The organism is Pseudomonas sp. TE50-2, from assembly GCF_040813665.1.
GTDB lineage: Bacteria > Pseudomonadota > Gammaproteobacteria > Pseudomonadales > Pseudomonadaceae > Aquipseudomonas > Aquipseudomonas soli.
The window spans coordinates 1,687,822-1,703,833 of the sequence record NZ_JBFNXN010000001.1 but is presented as its reverse complement, the minus strand read 5'-3'; the positions used below and the strand labels follow the sequence as shown (position 1 = coordinate 1,703,833).

Sequence of the window (16,012 nt, the reverse complement as noted above, 5' to 3'; positions counted from 1 at the left end):
GACGCATACTGCAAAAAGCCTGGGACTTGGCGTGCCCAGGCTCGGTCATATGATTCAACTATGGAGGCACTGTGAAGGCATTGCAAGGCGTTGACGGACATGTGGCGTGGGTCGAGGCCGAGCGCCCGGCCTGCGATGCCGGGCAGGTACGTATCCGTGTGGCCGCCGCGGGCCTGAACCGCGCCGACCTGCTGCAGCGTGCGGGGCTGTACCCGCCGCCTCCTGGTGCCAGCCCTTATATGGGCCTGGAATGCGCCGGTATCGTAGAGGAAGTCGGGGCGGGTGCCGATTGGCGTGTGGGCGACCGGGTCTGTGCATTGCTCGCCGGTGGCGGCATGGCCGAGGAGGTGGTGGTCGACGCCCGCCATGTGCTGCCGGTGCCCGAAGGGTTGAGCCTGCACGAGGCCGCTGCGATTCCCGAGGTGTATGCCACGGCCTGGCTGAACATCTTCCAGCTGGGGGCATTGAAGGCTGGCGAGAAGGTACTGGTGCATGCCGGCGCCAGTGGCGTGGGCTCTGCGGCCATCCAGCTGTGCAAGGCATTCGGCAACCCGGTGTGGGTCAGCGTCGGCTCGCCGGAGCGCCTGGCCTACTGTGAGTCGCTGGGGGCTGCAGGGGGCGTGGTGCGCAATGGCAACCTCGATGACCTCGAGCAGCTCGGTCCATTCGATGTGATCCTGGACCCGGTGGGCGCCAGCTATGCGCCGCTCAATCTCCAACTGCTGGCCCGTGACGGGCGTTGGGTGATCATTGGTTTGATGGGCGGGCGCAAGGTCGAGCTGGACTTGGCGTTGGTGCTGGGCAAACGCCTGGAAATCACCGGCTCCACGCTGCGCAACCGTGATGACGGGTTCAAGGCCGAATTGTTGCGCGAATTGCGCCAGCAGGTGTGGCCGTTGTTCACCGAGGGGCGACTGTCGCCACAGCTGGTCGATACCTATCCGGTCGAATTTGCCGAAGCTGCGTATGCGGAACTGGCAAGCAACCAGGTTTCCGGGAAGCTGGTGCTGGTGATCGATCCAGCACTGGTTTGATGGCGGTTCGTGGGAGCGGGCTAGGCTCTGTACGAAATGTATCTGCACTCGCCCATACTGCGTTGAAACGGGGCTCGGAATGCTCATGTACTCCAGTACAGTCGGGCGCGACCCCGGCCGTTCCTCTCCCCGTTTCGCCTTGTCTGGCCTTCGCGCAGACACATTTTGTACAGACCCTAGCGCGCTCCCACGCCTGTCCAGGCCTTACTCGTGGTTCAGTGGCACCAGGATCGTGTCCCTGGCCTCAGGCAGCATCCCCGGATAATCCAGGGTGTAATGCAGGCCCCGGCTTTCCTTGCGTTGCATGGCCGAGCGGATCATCAGCTCGGCCACCTGCGCCAGGTTGCGCAGCTCGATCAGGTCACGGCTGACCTTGTAGTTGCTGTAGAACTCGTCGATTTCGTCCAGCAGCATGCGCACCCGGTGCTCGGCCCGTTGCAGGCGCTTGCTGGTGCGCACGATGCCGACATAGTCCCACATGAAGCGCCGCAGTTCGTCCCAGTTGTGCGCGATGATCACGTCCTCGTCCGAATCGGTGACCTGGCTGGCATCCCAGCAGGGCAGGGCACGGGGCATGGCGACCTGGTCCAGGCGCGCCTCGATGTCGGCGGCGGCGGCGCGGCCGTAGACGAAGCATTCGAGCAGCGAGTTGCTGGCCATGCGGTTGGCGCCATGCAGGCCGGTGAAGCTGGTTTCGCCGATGGCGTACAGGCCGGGCACGTCGCTGTGGCCATGCTCGTCGATCATTACCCCGCCACAGGTGTAGTGGGCCGCAGGCACCACCGGGATCGGCTGGCGGGTGATATCGATGCCGAAGGTCAGGCAGCGCTCGTACACGGTGGGGAAATGGCTCTTGATGAAGTCGGCCGGCTTGTGGCTGATGTCCAGATAGACGCAGTCGACCCCGAGGCGCTTCATCTCGTGGTCGATGGCGCGGGCGACGATATCCCGTGGCGCCAGCTCTTCACGTGGATCGAAGCGCGGCATGAAACGCTCGCCGTTGGGCAGGCGCAGCAGGGCACCCTCGCCGCGCAGGGCCTCGGTGATCAGGAAACTCTTGGCCTGCGGATGGTACAGGCAGGTCGGGTGGAACTGGTTGAACTCAAGGTTGGCTACCCGGCAGCCAGCGCGCCAGGCCATGGCGATGCCGTCGCCGCAAGCACCGTCGGGATTGCTGGTATAGAGGTAGACCTTGGCCGCGCCGCCGGTGGCCAGCACGGTGAAGCGGGCGCCGAAGGTGTCCACCTCACCGGTGTTGCGGTCCAGGACGTAGGCGCCCAGGCAGCGATCTCCGTCCAGGCCCAGGCGCCGCTCGGTGATCAGGTCGACCGCCACGCGCTGTTCCAGCAACTGGATGTTCGGCCGCTTGCGCGCCTGTTCCAGCAAGGTGGTGAAAATCGCGGCGCCGGTGGCGTCGGCGGCATGGATGATGCGCCGGTGGCTATGGCCGCCTTCGCGGGTCAGGTGGAACTCGAAACCGCCGTCGTCGACGCTGTAGTGCTCGTCGCGGGTAAAGGGCACGCCTTGCTCGATCAGCCACTGGATTGCTTCGCGGCTGTGCTCGACGGTGAAGCGCACGGCGTCTTCATGGCACAGGCCGCCACCGGCGTTGAGCGTGTCCTCGACATGCGACTGCACGGTATCGGTGTCATCGAGCACCGCGGCGACACCGCCCTGGGCCCAGAAGGTCGAACCGTTGGCCAGGTCACCCTTGCTCAGCACGGCAATGCGCAGGTGGCCGGGAAGGTTCAGGGCCAGGCTGAGACCGGCGGCACCGCTACCGATCACCAGGACATCATGTTGGAATTGTTGGCTCATGTCGGGACACTAGTAATCTTTGGAGGGGGCACGGCACAATAGTCGGGCGCCGATGGCATTGTGAAACTATCGTGAAACCGGGTCGGGGTGCCTTTATAGCAGTCCCGGGCGCCTGATTTCCAATGGCACTTGCGTGAGGGTGGCGATCTTTGTGGGAACTTTCCGACACCCCTGGAAATCCTATACAGGCTGCCCGTACGTCACAGATCGATGCGGCGACGCAAGGCGCCGGCCCTATCCTGGGCTGGCACCTGCGTAACGAAAACTGATTATCGACGCAGCCGGCCGTGACCGCGTTGCGTCTTCCGTGCGAGCCGACCAAGGGCCGCAGGAAACTTGCTTGGAGGGGAGAACTTTTGCGAAAAGCCCGAGTCTATGGTTGCAAGCCTGAACGATGGCTGTTGCAACGCTCCTTCGAGATCACTGAGGAGTGTTCATGCTAACCCAGGAAGAGGATCAGCAGCTTGTCGAGCGCGTGCAGCGTGGCGACAGGCGAGCGTTCGATCTGTTGGTGCTGAAGTATCAGCACAAGATTCTCGGGTTGATCGTGCGTTTCGTACACGACACCCATGAAGCGCAGGACGTGGCGCAGGAAGCCTTCATCAAGGCATACCGTGCGCTTGGGAATTTTCGCGGTGACAGTGCGTTCTATACCTGGCTGTACCGCATCGCCATCAACACGGCGAAGAACTACCTGGTATCCCGTGGAAGACGGCCACCAGACAGCGATGTGAGCTCCGAGGATGCGGAGTTTTACGACGGCGATCATGGTCTCAAGGATCTCGAGTCCCCAGAGCGCGCGTTGTTGCGGGATGAAATCGAAGGCACCGTCCATCGAACCATCCAGCAACTGCCGGAAGATTTGCGTACGGCGCTGACCCTGCGCGAGTTCGATGGACTGAGTTACGAAGACATTGCCAGTGTCATGCAATGTCCGGTGGGTACCGTGCGCTCTCGAATTTTCCGCGCTCGGGAGGCCATAGACAAAGCCCTGCAACCTTTGTTGCAGGAAACCTGAGACAGCGGCGACAGCCAAGAGAGGAACCGCCATGAGTCGTGAAGCTTTGCAGGAATCGCTGTCCGCGGTGATGGATAACGAAGCGGACGAACTGGAACTGCGTCGCGTGCTGAACGCCGTCGACGATGCCGAAACCCGTGCCACCTGGTCGCGTTACCAGGTCGCTCGCGCAGCCATGCACAAGGAGCTGCTGCTGCCCAAGCTGGACATCGCCTCGGCGGTTTCCGCGGCGCTGGCCGACGAGGCCGTGCCGGCCAAGGTCAAGCAGGGCCCGTGGCGCAGCATCGGCCGCCTGGCCGTGGCCGCTTCGGTGACCGTTGCCGTGCTCGCTGGCGTGCGTTTCTACAACCAGGACGAGATCAGCGGCGCCCAGTTGGCCGCCCAGCAGCCAGCCCAGCAGGGCCTGAGCATGCCGCAGGTGCAAGGCCCGGCCGTATTGGCAGGCTATAGTGAAAGCAACGAGCAACCGACCGGGCCGATGGCCAACGGTGTGCTGCAGAACCAGGCCGGCTGGGATCAACGCCTGCCAGGCTACCTGCGCCAGCACGCCCAGGAGTCCGCGCTGAAGGGCAACGAAACCGCGCTGCCTTATGCCCGCGCCGCCAGCCTGGAAAATCGCTAAGTAAGGAGGATCATGCGCGCGCTACCTCTCCTGTCGCTGCTGCTTGGCAGCAGCCTGACGGTGCAGGCCCTGGCCGCCAATTCCTCGCCCGAGGCGAGCGAGTGGCTGAACAAACTGGCAAGGGCCGAGCAACAGCAGAGTTACCAGGGTTCCTTCGTCTACGAACGTAACGGCAGCTTCTCATCCCACGATATCTGGCATCGCGTCCAGGATGGCAAGGTCAGCGAGCGGCTGTTACAGCTCGACGGCTCGGCCCAGGAAATCGTGCGGGTGGACGGCAAGGTGCAGTGCGTCAGTGGCAACCTGGTCAGTAGTGTGAGCGCCCCGCCGGACAACGCCGCGCGGGTGCTCGATCCTCTGAAGCTTATGAGCTGGTATGACCTGAGCGTGGCAGGCAAGTCACGCGTCGCCGGGCGCGACGCCGTGGTTGTCTCGCTCACCCCGCGTGACCAGCATCGCTATGCTTTCGAACTGCATCTGGATCGCCGTACCGGCCTGCCCCTGCGCTCGTTGATGCTCAACGACAAGGGTCAATTGCTCGAACGCTTCCAGATGACCCGCCTCGACACCGACGACGTGCCGACCGACGCCGACCTCAGCGCCGGCGCTGCCTGCCGGCCAGTCGAACAGATTGCCTCCGGCACCTCCGAAAGCGTTGCCGGATGGCGTTCCGACTGGCTGCCGCCGGGTTTCGAGCTGGTCAATAGTTCGGTTCGGCGCGACCCCGAGCGCAAGAGTACCGTCAGCAGCCTGATGTATGACGATGGCCTGGCCCGTTTTTCGGTGTTCCTCGAGCCGATCGGCAACGAGTCCGGGATCGATACCCGTGCCCAGCTCGGCCCTACCGTCGCAGTGTCGCGGCGTCTGACCACGCCCAAGGGCAAGGTGATGGTCACGGTGGTCGGCGAAATTCCGCTGGGCACTGCCGAGCGTGTCGCCTTGTCGATGCGGGCCCAGGATGCCCAGGCGCGTCAATGACGGCGCAGTGCCCTGACAGCTCTTGTTACACAGAGCTGACATGAAATTAAGGCATTGTCATTTGCAATCCTGCCGCAAATTTTCTATAGGTCAGGCTTCTCGGAGTCTGGCCTTTCCTGCGTCTGCGGGAACCTTACTGCTAACTACGCTCGTTGTGACGGGAGCCGTATGTCAATACCACGCTTGAAAACCTACCTATCGATGTTCGCTGCCGTGCTGATGCTCGGCCAGGTGCTCAGCGCCCAGGCCGAGGAGTCCCTGCCGGACTTCACCACTCTGGTCGAGCAGGCCTCGCCGGCGGTGGTCAACATCAGTACCAAGCAGAAGCTGCCGGATCGCCGCGTGGCCGCCGGGCAGATGCCGGACCTGGAAGGCCTGCCGCCGATGTTCCGCGAGTTCTTCGAACGCAACATGCCGCAGCAGCCGCGTTCGCCACGTGGTGATCGCCAGCGTGAAGCGCAGTCGCTGGGGTCGGGCTTCATCATTTCCAATGATGGCTACGTGCTGACCAACAATCACGTGGTAGCTGACGCCGACGAGATCATCGTCCGCCTGTCCGACCGCAGCGAGTTGCAGGCCAAGCTGGTAGGCACCGACCCACGCACCGACGTGGCCTTGCTCAAGGTCGACGGCAAGAACCTGCCGACCGTCAAGCTGGGCGATTCGGAAAAGCTCAAGGTCGGTGAATGGGTGCTGGCCATCGGTTCGCCGTTCGGCTTCGACCACTCGGTGACCAAGGGTATCGTCAGCGCCAAGGGCCGCACGCTGCCCAACGATACCTACGTGCCGTTCATCCAGACCGACGTGGCCATCAACCCAGGCAACTCCGGTGGCCCGCTGTTCAACATGAAGGGCGAGGTGGTGGGCATCAACTCGCAGATCTTCACCCGTTCCGGCGGCTTCATGGGCCTGTCGTTCGCCATCCCGATCGACGTGGCGATCGATGTGTCGAACCAGCTGAAGAAAGACGGCAAGGTCAGCCGCGGCTGGCTGGGCGTGGTGATCCAGGAGGTCAACAAGGACCTGGCCGAGTCGTTCGGCCTGGACAAGCCGGCCGGCGCCCTGGTGGCCCAGGTCCTGGAAAACGGCCCGGCAGCCAAGGGTGGCCTGCAGGTGGGCGACGTGATCCTGAGCATGAATGGCCAGCCGATCGTCATGTCCGCCGACCTGCCGCACCTGGTGGGCAGCCTGAAGGATGGCGAGAAAGCCAAGCTCGAGATCATCCGCAATGGCAAGCGCCAGAACCTGGATGTCACCATCGGTGCATTGCCCGAGGATGACGCCGACATCGGCATGGGCGCCGGTGCCGATGGCAGTGCCGAACGCAGCAGCAACCGCCTGGGCGTATCTGTCGCCGACCTGAGCGCCGAGCAGAAAAAGTCGCTCGAACTCAAGGGTGGGGTGGTCATCAAGGAAGTTCAGGATGGCCCGGCGGCCATGATCGGCCTGCGTCCGGGCGATGTGATCAGCCACCTGAACAACCAGGCCATTGCCTCGGCCAAGCAGTTCACCGAAATTGCCAAGGAACTGCCGAAGAACCGTTCGGTGTCCATGCGCGTGCTGCGCCAGGGGCGTGCCAGCTTCATCACCTTCAAGCTGGCTGAATAAGCGGATTGCAAGGTAGGAAAGGGCGGCCTCGGCTGCCCTTTTTCTTGAGCTAGCAGGAGTAAAGATCCTGGGTGGGAGCGGGCTTGCCCGGCGATATTGTCAGATCAGGCAGCAATTTCAACTGATCGGACGCCGTCGCGGGGCAAGCCCGCTCCCACGCTAACCGATAGGGAGGCGACAAGGGTTCTCCCATATCCCTGCGGCTTGAGGTACAATTCCCGGCTATTTTTCGGCGGGCGTCCGGCTCGCAGCCTTTTCGAGTGTTGACCTGTGAGTGATTTGAGTCATATCCGCAATTTCTCCATCATCGCCCACATCGACCATGGCAAGTCGACGCTGGCCGACCGTTTCATCCAGATGTGCGGTGGCCTGTCGGCGCGCGAAATGGAAGCCCAGGTCCTCGACTCCATGGACCTGGAGCGCGAACGCGGTATCACCATCAAGGCCCACAGCGTCACGCTGCACTACAAGGCGCAGGATGGTAAAACCTACCAGCTGAACTTCATCGATACCCCCGGCCACGTCGACTTCACCTATGAAGTCTCGCGCTCGCTGGCGGCGTGCGAGGGCGCGCTGCTGGTGGTCGATGCCGGCCAGGGCGTCGAGGCGCAGTCTGTGGCCAACTGCTACACCGCCATCGAGCAGGGCCTGGAAGTCATGCCCGTGCTGAACAAGATGGACCTGCCCCAGGCTGACCCGGACCGCGTCAAGGACGAGATCGAGAAGATCATCGGCATCGACGCCACCGACGCCGTGGCTTGCAGCGCCAAGAGCGGCATGGGCGTCGACGAGGTGCTCGAGCGCCTGGTGCATACCATCCCCGCGCCGACCGGTGAGATCGACGCCCCGCTGCAGGCGCTGATCATCGACTCCTGGTTCGACAACTACCTAGGCGTGGTCTCGCTGGTGCGTGTGCGCCAGGGCCGCGTCAAGAAAGGCGACAAGATTCTGGTCAAGTCCACCGGCAAGGTGCACCTGGTCGACAGCGTCGGCGTGTTCACCCCGAAACACACCCAGACCGCCGATCTGAAAGCCGGTGAAGTGGGCTTCATCATCGCCAGCATCAAGGACATTCACGGTGCGCCGGTGGGCGACACCCTGACCCTGTCCAGCACCCCGGAAGTCGAAATGCTGGCGGGCTTCAAGAAGATCCAGCCGCAGGTCTACGCCGGCCTGTTCCCGGTCAGCTCCGACGATTTCGAGGACTTCCGCGACGCCCTGCAGAAGCTGACCCTGAACGACTCGTCGCTGCAATACATGCCGGAAAGCTCCGACGCCCTGGGCTTCGGCTTCCGTTGCGGCTTCCTCGGCATGCTGCACATGGAGATCATCCAGGAGCGCCTGGAGCGCGAATACGACCTGGACCTGATCACCACCGCGCCAAGCGTGATCTACGAGCTCGAGCTCAAGACCGGCGAGACCATCGTCGTCGACAACCCATCGAAGCTGCCGGACGTCTCGTCCGTCACCGACTTCCGCGAACCGATCGTCACCGCGACCATCCTGGTGCCGCAGGAGCACTTGGGCAACGTCATCACCCTGTGCATCGAGAAGCGTGGCGTGCAGCGCGACATGCAGTTCCTCGGCAGCCAGGTGCAGGTTCGCTACGACATGCCGATGAACGAAGTGGTCCTGGACTTCTTCGACCGGCTCAAGTCCACCAGCCGCGGCTACGCGTCGCTGGACTACCATTTCGACCGCTACCAGTCGGCCAACCTGGTCAAGCTGGACGTGCTGATCAACGGCGACAAGGTCGATGCCCTGGCCCTGATCGTGCACCGCGACAACGCCGCCTACAAAGGCCGTGCGTTGACCGAAAAGATGAAGGAACTGATCCCTCGGCAGATGTTCGACGTGGCGATCCAGGCAGCTATCGGCGGCCAGATCATTGCGCGGACAACCGTCAAGGCGCTCAGAAAGAACGTACTGGCCAAGTGCTACGGTGGTGACGTCAGCCGTAAGAAGAAGCTGCTGGAGAAGCAGAAGGCCGGTAAGAAACGCATGAAGCAGGTGGGTAACGTGGAGATTCCACAGGAAGCCTTCCTCGCTGTGCTCAGGTTGGATAGCTAGGTCCTATGTCGCTAAATTTCCCGCTGTTGCTCGTCATCGCCGTTGCCGTCTGCGGTCTGTTGGGTCTGATCGACCTGCTGTTCCTGGCCCCGCGCCGGCGGGCGGCGATCGCCAACTACCAGGGCAGCGTCAGCCAGCCCGAAATGGCCGTGGTCGAACGCCTGAAAAAGGAGCCGTTGCTGGTTGAGTACGGCAAGTCGTTCTTCCCGGTGCTGTTCATCGTGCTGGTGCTGCGCTCGTTCCTGGTCGAGCCGTTCCAGATCCCGTCGGGGTCGATGAAGCCGACGCTGGAAGTGGGCGACTTCATCCTGGTGAACAAGTTCTCCTACGGCATTCGCCTGCCGGTGGTCGACAAGAAGGTCATCGAGGTGGGTGATCCGCAGCGCGGGGATGTGATGGTGTTCCGCTACCCGAGCGACCCCAACGTCAACTACATCAAGCGTGTGGTCGGCCTGCCGGGCGATGTGATCCGCTACACCGCCGACAAGCGCCTGTTCGTCAATGGCCAGGCGATTGCCGAGCAGCTGGTCGGCAGCGAGCCGGGCACCCTGGGCAGCGCCGAGCTGTACAAGGAGAAGCTCGGTGAAGCCGAGCACCTGATCCGCAAGGAAATGACCCGCTATCGCATGCCGCCGGACCAGCAATGGACCGTGCCGGCCGGTCACTACTTCATGATGGGTGACAACCGCGACAACTCCAACGACAGTCGTTTCTGGGATGATCCGAACATTCCCAAGGAACTGCACGGCATGGTTCCGGACCGGAACATCGTCGGCAAGGCCTTCGCGGTCTGGATGAGCTGGCCAGAGCCGAAACTCAGCCACTTCCCGAACCTGTCGCGGGTCGGGCTGATCCATTGAGTAACGACGGCGCTGTCCACGGACGGCGCCGATTGCATTTCTGACATAGGCTGTGTTCTCAGGGAACGAGGCTTTCGCCGTTGCCGGCGTCTGACCACAGTCAAACCGTCTTTCAGGATGTTGATTTGAACAACGCGTTGAACATTGCCGGGGTGACCCCATGAGTGGTTCCCTTGCACGCCTGGAGCGCAAGCTCGGCTACACCTTCAAGAACCAGGACCAGATGCTGCTGGCCCTGACCCATCGCAGCTACGCCGGGCGCAATAACGAGCGCCTGGAGTTCCTTGGCGATGCCATCCTCAACTTCGTGGTCGGCGAGGCCCTGTTCGAGCGCTTCCCGCAGGCGCGTGAAGGCCAGTTGTCGCGTCTTCGCGCCCGTCTGGTCAAGGGCGAGACCCTGGCGCGGCTGGCCCGCGGCTTCGACCTGGGCGAATACCTGCGGCTGGGCTCGGGTGAGTTGAAAAGCGGTGGTTTCCGTCGCGAGTCGATTCTTGCCGACGCCCTCGAGGCCCTGATCGGTGCGATCTACCAGGACGCCGACATGCAGACCGCGCGCGAGCGAATCCTCGCCTGGCTGACCGACGAGTTCGATGGCCTGACCCTGGTCGACACCAACAAGGACCCCAAGACGCGCCTGCAGGAGTTCCTGCAGTCGCGTGCCTGCGAGTTGCCACGTTACGAAGTGGTGGATATCCAGGGCGAACCGCACTGCCGGACCTTCTTCGTCGAATGCGAAGTGGTCCTGCTGAACAAGAAAAGCCGCGGCCAGGGCGTGAGCCGGCGTATCGCCGAGCAGGTCGCCGCCGCCGCCGCATTGATCGCCCTGGGCGTGGAGAATGGCAATGACTGAGAATACTTCGACCCGCTGCGGCTATGTGGCCATCGTCGGTCGCCCCAACGTGGGCAAGTCCACGCTGCTCAACCACATCCTCGGCCAGAAGCTGGCGATCACCTCGCGCAAGCCGCAGACCACCCGCCACAACATGCTCGGCATCAAGACCGAGGGTGACGTGCAGGCGATCTACGTCGACACCCCCGGCATGCACAAGGCCAACGACAAGGCGCTGAACCGCTACATGAACCGCAACGCCTCGGCGGCCCTGAAGGACGTCGACGTGGTGATCTTCGTGGTCGACCGCACCAAGTGGACCGACGAAGACCAGTTGGTGCTGGAGCGCGTGCAGTACGTGACCGGCCCGCTGATCATCGCGGTCAACAAAACCGACCGCATGGAAGAGAAGGCCGAGCTGATCCCGCACCTGCAGTGGCTGCAAGAGCAACTGCCGAACGCCGAGGTGATGCCGATTTCCGCGCAGCAAGGGCACAACCTCGAAGCGCTGGAAGCACAGATCGCCAAGCACCTGCCCGAGAACGATCACTTCTTCCCGGAAGACCAGATCACCGACCGTAGCAGCCGCTTCCTCGCCGCCGAGCTGGTGCGCGAGAAGATCATGCGTCAGCTCGGTGCGGAGCTGCCGTACCAGATCACCGTGGAGATCGAGGAGTTCAAGCAGCAGGGCCATGTGCTGCACATCCATGCGCTGATCCTGGTAGAACGCGACGGCCAGAAGAAGATCATCATTGGCGACAAGGGCGAGCGCATCAAGCGCATCGGCTCCGAGGCGCGCAAGGACATGGAAGTACTGTTCGACTCCAAGGTCATGCTCAACCTGTGGGTCAAGGTCAAAGGCGGCTGGTCCGACGACGAGCGCGCCCTGCGTTCGCTGGGTTACGGCGACCTGTAACACGCCGACCGGGCCCGTGCCTCTTGTGGGAGCGGCGATGCGGCGGCCCGACTTGTCCCGCGAAAGCTATCGCGGGGCAAGTCGGGCCGCCGCATCGCCGCTCCCACAGTCATTTATGACGTCGAGAAATCGCTGATGGACCAACCCACCCCCCAGCCGGCCTACGTGCTGCACAGCCGTGCCTACAAGGAAACCAGTGCGCTGGTGGACTTTCTTACCCCGCAAGGCAAGGTACGCGCCGTGCTGCGCCGGGCGCGGGGCAAGGGCGGCAGCCTGGTGCGGCCGTTCGTGCCGCTGGAGGTGGAGCTGCGCGGGCGCGGCGAGTTGAAGAACGTCGGCCGCCTGGATGCCGTCGGTATTGCCGCCTGGTTGCACGGTGACGCGCTGTTCAGCGGGCTGTACCTCAACGAGCTGCTGATGCGCCTGCTGCCCGCCGAGGCGCCGCACCCGGTGCTGTTCGAGCACTACACCCTGACCTTGCAGGCCCTGGCCGCCGGGCGTGCGCTGGAGCCGCTATTGCGTTCGTTCGAATGGCGCCTGCTTGATGAGCTGGGTTACGCCTTTTCGCTTGAACAGGATGTCAACGACAGCCCTGTGGTCGCCGAAGGCCTTTATCGCCTCCAGGTGGACGCCGGCCTCGAGCGGGTCGAACTGTTCCAGCCTGGGTTGTTCAAGGGCGGCGAACTGCTGGCCCTGGCCCAGGCCGACTGGGAGGCGCCCGGTGCCTTGCTCGCCGCCAAGCGCCTGATGCGCCAGGCACTGGCGGTCCACCTGGGGCCCAAGCCATTGGTCAGCCGGGAACTGTTTCGCAAGCGCTGAGCAGCACGTATGCTGTGGCCCTCAACTTTCAGGAGTGCCCCTTCGTGACTCACAGCAACCGCATGCTTCTCGGTGTCAATATCGACCACGTGGCGACCCTGCGCCAGGCCCGGGGCACCCGCTATCCGGATCCGGTCAAGGCCGCCCTGGACGCCGAGGAAGCGGGTGCCGACGGCATCACCGTGCACCTGCGCGAAGACCGCCGGCACATCCAGGAGCGCGATGTGCTGCTGCTCAAGGACGTGCTGCAGACCCGCATGAACTTCGAGATGGGCGTCACTGAAGAGATGATGGCCTTCGCCGAGAAGATCCGCCCGGCGCATATCTGTCTGGTGCCGGAAACCCGCCAGGAACTGACCACCGAAGGCGGCCTCGACGTCGCTGGCCAGGAGGCGCGGATCAAGGCGGCGGTCGAGCGCCTGTCGCGCACCGGTGCCGAAGTGTCGCTGTTCATCGATGCCGACGAGCGGCAGATCGAGGCCTCGCGCCGTGTCGGCGCCCCGGCCATCGAGTTGCACACCGGCCGTTACGCCGATGCCGAGACGCCGACCGAAGTCGCCGAGGAGCTCAAGCGCATCGTCGATGGCGTGGCGTTTGGTGTTGGCCAGGGCCTGATCGTCAATGCCGGTCACGGCCTGCATTACCACAACGTCGAGGCCGTGGCCGCGATCAAGGGCATCAACGAGCTGAACATCGGCCATGCGCTGGTGGCCCATGCGCTGTTCGTCGGCTTCAAGGCCGCGGTGGCGGAGATGAAAGCGCTGATCGTCGCCGCTTCGCGCTGAGTCAATCGCGAGGTAAGCCCCCCACAGGCTTTACTGGAACTCCTGTGGGAGCGGGCTTGCCCGCGATAGCTTTACTCGGCCTTGAATACCAAGGTGAACCGCGTTGGCCCTTCGACCCGGCTCCTCACCTCGACCCGCCCCCCATGCAATTGCATGATCGACTTGACGATCGCCAACCCCAGCCCGGTTCCGCCCTCCAGCCGTGAACGCCCGGCTCCTGCGCGGTAAAAGCGTTCGAACAGGTGCGGCAGGTGCGTCTCATCTATCCCTGTGCCCTGGTTCTGCACCCACACGGCAATCTCGTTGCCCAGCCGCTCGATGCCCACGGCGACCGGCTTGCCCTCCGGTGCATGGCGAATCGCATTGCTCAGCAGGTTCGACAGCGCCCGCTGGAACATCAACCGGTCCGCCAGGGCCGTGCCCCAGCCTTGCAGGTGCAGGGAGATGCCCTTGAGCTCGGCACTGAAGGCGAACAGTTCGCTCACCCGGGCCACTTCGTCCGCCAACGTCAGTGGCGCCAGGGCAACTTGGGTCTGCGGCTGGCTGACCTGGGCGAGGAACAGCATGTCGTTGATGATGCGATTGAGGCGGGTCAGTTCCTCGACGCTGTCTTCGAGGGCTTCGCGGTACTTGTCGCCGTCACGCTCGCGGGCCAGGGTCACCTGGGCCTTGCCCATCAGGTTGCCGATCGGCGTGCGCAGCTCGTGGGCCAGGTCGTCGGAGAACTGCGATAGCTGACGCACGCCTTGGTCGAGCCGGTCGAGCATGATGTTGATGGCGCGCGCGAGGTCGGCCAGCTCGCTGGGCAGGCCCTCATCGGGCAGCCGGTGTGTAAGGTCCTGGGCCGAAACCTGCCCGGCGATCCGGCGGAAGTGCCGCAACGGACGCAGGCCGCGCTGCACCAGCTTCCAGGCGGCGATGCCGATCAGCACCAGCAGCAGCGGCAAGGCCAGTAGTGTCGAATGCAGATAGGCTTGCAGCAGGCTGTTGTCGTCGCTGCGGTTGAGCGACATCAACACTTTTACCGGGGTGTCGTCGCGCAGGCGCATCAGGCGGCTGGCGGTGAGGATCTGATTGTCGCCGTCGTCGCGCCAGGCATGGAAGGTCAGCCGCTCGTCCGCTTCCAGGTTCAGCAAATGCTGGGACTGCATGGCCGGGCCAAGGCTGAGCAGGGCCGGATGGCGGCCATTGACGGCCAGCACGCTGAGGCTGAGGTTGTCATGGCCCATGACCAGGTCGAGCAGAGGGTGGGCGCGGGCGCTGAGGTCGTCGCTGCGCAGGTCCACCCGCAGGTTGTGCTCGACCTGCTGCATCTTGCGCGCCAGGTCCTTGCGTGCCCGGCTATCCAGTTCGTGATCAAGGGCAAATACCGCCAGGCACGCCAGCAGCAGCACCAGCGCCGCGCCCAGCAGGGTGACGCCCAGGCCCAGGCGCAACGACAGGCTGGGGCGCTTCACGCCCGCGCCTCGAGCACGTAACCGACACCGCGCAGGGTGTGGATCAGCTTGTCGTCGAAGGGGTCGTCGATCTTCGCCCGCAGGCGGCGGATCGATACCTCCACCACGTTGGTGTCGCAGTCGAAGTTCATGTCCCACACCAGGGAGATGATCTGGGTGCGTGACAGCACCTCGCCGCTCTGGCGCATCAACAGATGCAGCAGGGCGAACTCCTTGGCGGTCAGGTCGATGCGCTGGCCGCCGCGCCAGGCGCGATGGCGGCCCGGGTCGAGTTCGAGGTCGGCGACCTTCAATGTGCTTGGTTGCAGGCGCTGGTCGTTGCGCCGGAGCAGGCTGCGGATTCGCGCCAGCAGTTCGGGGAACTCGAACGGCTTGAGCAGGTAGTCGTCGGCGCCCAGGTCCAGCCCCTTGACCCGATCGGCGAGACGGCCGTGGGCGGTGAGCATCATGATCCGCGTGGACGATTCGGCGCGCAGGCGCTGCAGCACGCCCCAACCATCGAGCCCAGGCAGGTTGACGTCGAGGATCACCAGGTCGTAGGGCTGCTGGCGGGCCAGGTGCAGACCGTCGGTGCCGGTGCAGGCGCAGTCGACCACATAGCCGTTCTCGCGCAGGCCCTGTTGCAGGTAGTCGGCGGTGCGGGGTTCGTCCTCGATGATCAGTAGGCGCATGGTCGGGCTCTGTGTGGAAAGGGGGCGATTCTCGACCCTGTAGTGACATCAGGGTCAAGCGGCGAGAATGTTACTGGATGCGAATGGCGATAAGAGGAGGATTGCTGATTTGTAATCTGTGGGTCATATGGGCGACAGGCTTGTCGCAATCGCGGGGCAAGCCCGCTCCCACGTGGTTCTGCGGGGATTTCAGGACTGTAATGTCCGCCTCACCTTGGCGTTAGCTCCCGCTTGCGATGATGGCCCTGTCGAAACGGTTATCACGAGGCAAGCACGATGAACCTGACCAAGTACCTGCTGCTGGCGATCCTCGCCCTGGGCAGCACCAGCGTTTTCGCCGAGGGTGGCGCGGAGCGTTCGAAGCAATTCTGGCAAGCCTTCCGCGAGGACCAGGCGCGTCTGCATGGCGACAAGCAGCAGGCCGTGGCCGAGCGTGAGCGCAAGGCCGAAGAGAAGGGCCGCGAGCTGGCCAAGGATTGAGCACCACACGCCTGCGCCGCCACAGCTCCTCGGCGCAGGTGAGCCTC

15 protein-coding genes are annotated in these 16,012 nt (G+C 63.7%); 12 read left to right on the top strand and 3 right to left on the bottom strand.

The window, feature by feature from the left end; all coding sequences use genetic code 11:
- The first annotated feature begins 71 nt into the window (after nt 1-71).
- Entirely contained in the window at nt 72-1,034 is a 963-nt protein-coding gene (locus AAHK21_RS07770) for an NAD(P)H-quinone oxidoreductase (protein ID WP_367856912.1), read from the top strand.
- Nucleotides 1,035-1,238: 204 nt separating this feature from the next.
- On the opposite strand, the gene nadB is transcribed toward AAHK21_RS07770, so the two are convergent.
- Entirely contained in the window at nt 1,239-2,852 is a 1,614-nt protein-coding gene (gene nadB / locus AAHK21_RS07765; RefSeq protein WP_367856911.1) for an L-aspartate oxidase, read from the bottom strand.
- Nucleotides 2,853-3,288: 436 nt separating this feature from the next.
- On the opposite strand from nadB, the gene rpoE reads away from it, so the two are divergent.
- The 10 genes from rpoE to pdxJ all read left to right on the top strand — a co-directional run bounded on the left by rpoE (nt 3,289) and on the right by pdxJ (nt 13,357).
- A complete protein-coding gene (rpoE, locus tag AAHK21_RS07760) occupies nt 3,289-3,870 on the top strand; it encodes an RNA polymerase sigma factor RpoE (protein WP_010220971.1) in 582 nt (193 codons plus the stop codon).
- 31 nt (nt 3,871-3,901) lie between these two features.
- Nucleotides 3,902-4,492 (top strand): sigma-E factor negative regulatory protein, encoded by a 591-nt coding sequence (locus AAHK21_RS07755; protein ID WP_046856843.1) that lies wholly within the window; start codon nt 3,902-3,904, stop codon nt 4,490-4,492.
- A gap of 12 nt (nt 4,493-4,504) precedes the next feature.
- Nucleotides 4,505-5,470, top strand: coding sequence for a MucB/RseB C-terminal domain-containing protein (locus AAHK21_RS07750; RefSeq protein ID WP_367856910.1), 966 nt, complete (start codon nt 4,505-4,507; stop codon nt 5,468-5,470).
- A 168-nt stretch (nt 5,471-5,638) separates the two neighbouring features.
- On the top strand, nt 5,639-7,078 hold the full coding sequence (locus AAHK21_RS07745) for a DegQ family serine endoprotease (RefSeq protein WP_367856909.1): 1,440 nt from the start codon (nt 5,639-5,641) through the stop codon (nt 7,076-7,078).
- 270 nt (nt 7,079-7,348) lie between these two features.
- The gene (gene lepA, locus AAHK21_RS07740) at nt 7,349-9,148 is read left to right on the top strand and encodes a translation elongation factor 4 (protein ID WP_038705563.1); all 1,800 of its coding nucleotides are present in this window, start codon (nt 7,349-7,351) and stop codon (nt 9,146-9,148) included.
- Nucleotides 9,149-9,153: 5 nt separating this feature from the next.
- Nucleotides 9,154-10,008, top strand: coding sequence for a signal peptidase I (gene lepB / locus AAHK21_RS07735; RefSeq protein WP_367856908.1), 855 nt, complete (start codon nt 9,154-9,156; stop codon nt 10,006-10,008).
- Nucleotides 10,009-10,168: 160 nt separating this feature from the next.
- Entirely contained in the window at nt 10,169-10,858 is a 690-nt protein-coding gene (gene rnc, locus AAHK21_RS07730) for a ribonuclease III (protein WP_023630413.1), read from the top strand.
- The gene (gene era / locus AAHK21_RS07725; protein WP_031315023.1) at nt 10,851-11,753 is read left to right on the top strand and encodes a GTPase Era; all 903 of its coding nucleotides are present in this window, start codon (nt 10,851-10,853) and stop codon (nt 11,751-11,753) included. Before rnc ends, era begins: the two co-directional genes overlap by 8 nt.
- Before the next feature lie 135 nt (nt 11,754-11,888).
- Entirely contained in the window at nt 11,889-12,572 is a 684-nt protein-coding gene (gene recO, locus AAHK21_RS07720) for a DNA repair protein RecO (protein ID WP_367856907.1), read from the top strand.
- A 44-nt stretch (nt 12,573-12,616) separates the two neighbouring features.
- Complete coding sequence (pdxJ, locus tag AAHK21_RS07715) at nt 12,617-13,357, top strand: pyridoxine 5'-phosphate synthase (RefSeq protein WP_028690120.1); 741 nt, start codon at nt 12,617-12,619, stop codon at nt 13,355-13,357.
- 71 nt (nt 13,358-13,428) lie between these two features.
- On the opposite strand, the gene AAHK21_RS07710 is transcribed toward pdxJ, so the two are convergent.
- Nucleotides 13,429-14,814, bottom strand: coding sequence for a heavy metal sensor histidine kinase (locus AAHK21_RS07710; RefSeq protein ID WP_367856906.1), 1,386 nt, complete (start codon nt 14,812-14,814; stop codon nt 13,429-13,431).
- Complete coding sequence (locus AAHK21_RS07705; RefSeq protein WP_367856905.1) at nt 14,811-15,485, bottom strand: heavy metal response regulator transcription factor; 675 nt, start codon at nt 15,483-15,485, stop codon at nt 14,811-14,813. The genes AAHK21_RS07710 and AAHK21_RS07705 overlap by 4 nt, the downstream gene beginning before the upstream one ends.
- A 276-nt stretch (nt 15,486-15,761) precedes the next feature.
- On the opposite strand from AAHK21_RS07705, the gene AAHK21_RS07700 reads away from it, so the two are divergent.
- Entirely contained in the window at nt 15,762-15,965 is a 204-nt protein-coding gene (locus tag AAHK21_RS07700) for a hypothetical protein (protein ID WP_367856904.1), read from the top strand.
- The last annotated feature ends 47 nt before the right edge of the window (nt 15,966-16,012 follow it).

What these genes read in the sequence shown, in the direction of transcription:
- nadB (WP_367856911.1), bottom strand. Translation starts at nt 2,852, where the DNA reads ATGAGCCAACAATTCCAACATGATGTCCTGGTGATCGGTAGCGGTGCC.
- rpoE (WP_010220971.1), top strand. Translation starts at nt 3,289, where the DNA reads ATGCTAACCCAGGAAGAGGATCAGCAGCTTGTCGAGCGCGTGCAGCGT.
- AAHK21_RS07755 (WP_046856843.1), top strand. Translation starts at nt 3,902, where the DNA reads ATGAGTCGTGAAGCTTTGCAGGAATCGCTGTCCGCGGTGATGGATAAC.
- AAHK21_RS07750 (WP_367856910.1), top strand. Translation starts at nt 4,505, where the DNA reads ATGCGCGCGCTACCTCTCCTGTCGCTGCTGCTTGGCAGCAGCCTGACG.
- AAHK21_RS07745 (WP_367856909.1), top strand. Translation starts at nt 5,639, where the DNA reads ATGTCAATACCACGCTTGAAAACCTACCTATCGATGTTCGCTGCCGTG.
- lepB (WP_367856908.1), top strand. Translation starts at nt 9,154, where the DNA reads ATGTCGCTAAATTTCCCGCTGTTGCTCGTCATCGCCGTTGCCGTCTGC.
- rnc (WP_023630413.1), top strand. Translation starts at nt 10,169, where the DNA reads ATGAGTGGTTCCCTTGCACGCCTGGAGCGCAAGCTCGGCTACACCTTC.
- era (WP_031315023.1), top strand. Translation starts at nt 10,851, where the DNA reads ATGACTGAGAATACTTCGACCCGCTGCGGCTATGTGGCCATCGTCGGT.
- recO (WP_367856907.1), top strand. Translation starts at nt 11,889, where the DNA reads ATGGACCAACCCACCCCCCAGCCGGCCTACGTGCTGCACAGCCGTGCC.
- AAHK21_RS07705 (WP_367856905.1), bottom strand. Translation starts at nt 15,485, where the DNA reads ATGCGCCTACTGATCATCGAGGACGAACCCCGCACCGCCGACTACCTG.
- AAHK21_RS07700 (WP_367856904.1), top strand. Translation starts at nt 15,762, where the DNA reads ATGAACCTGACCAAGTACCTGCTGCTGGCGATCCTCGCCCTGGGCAGC.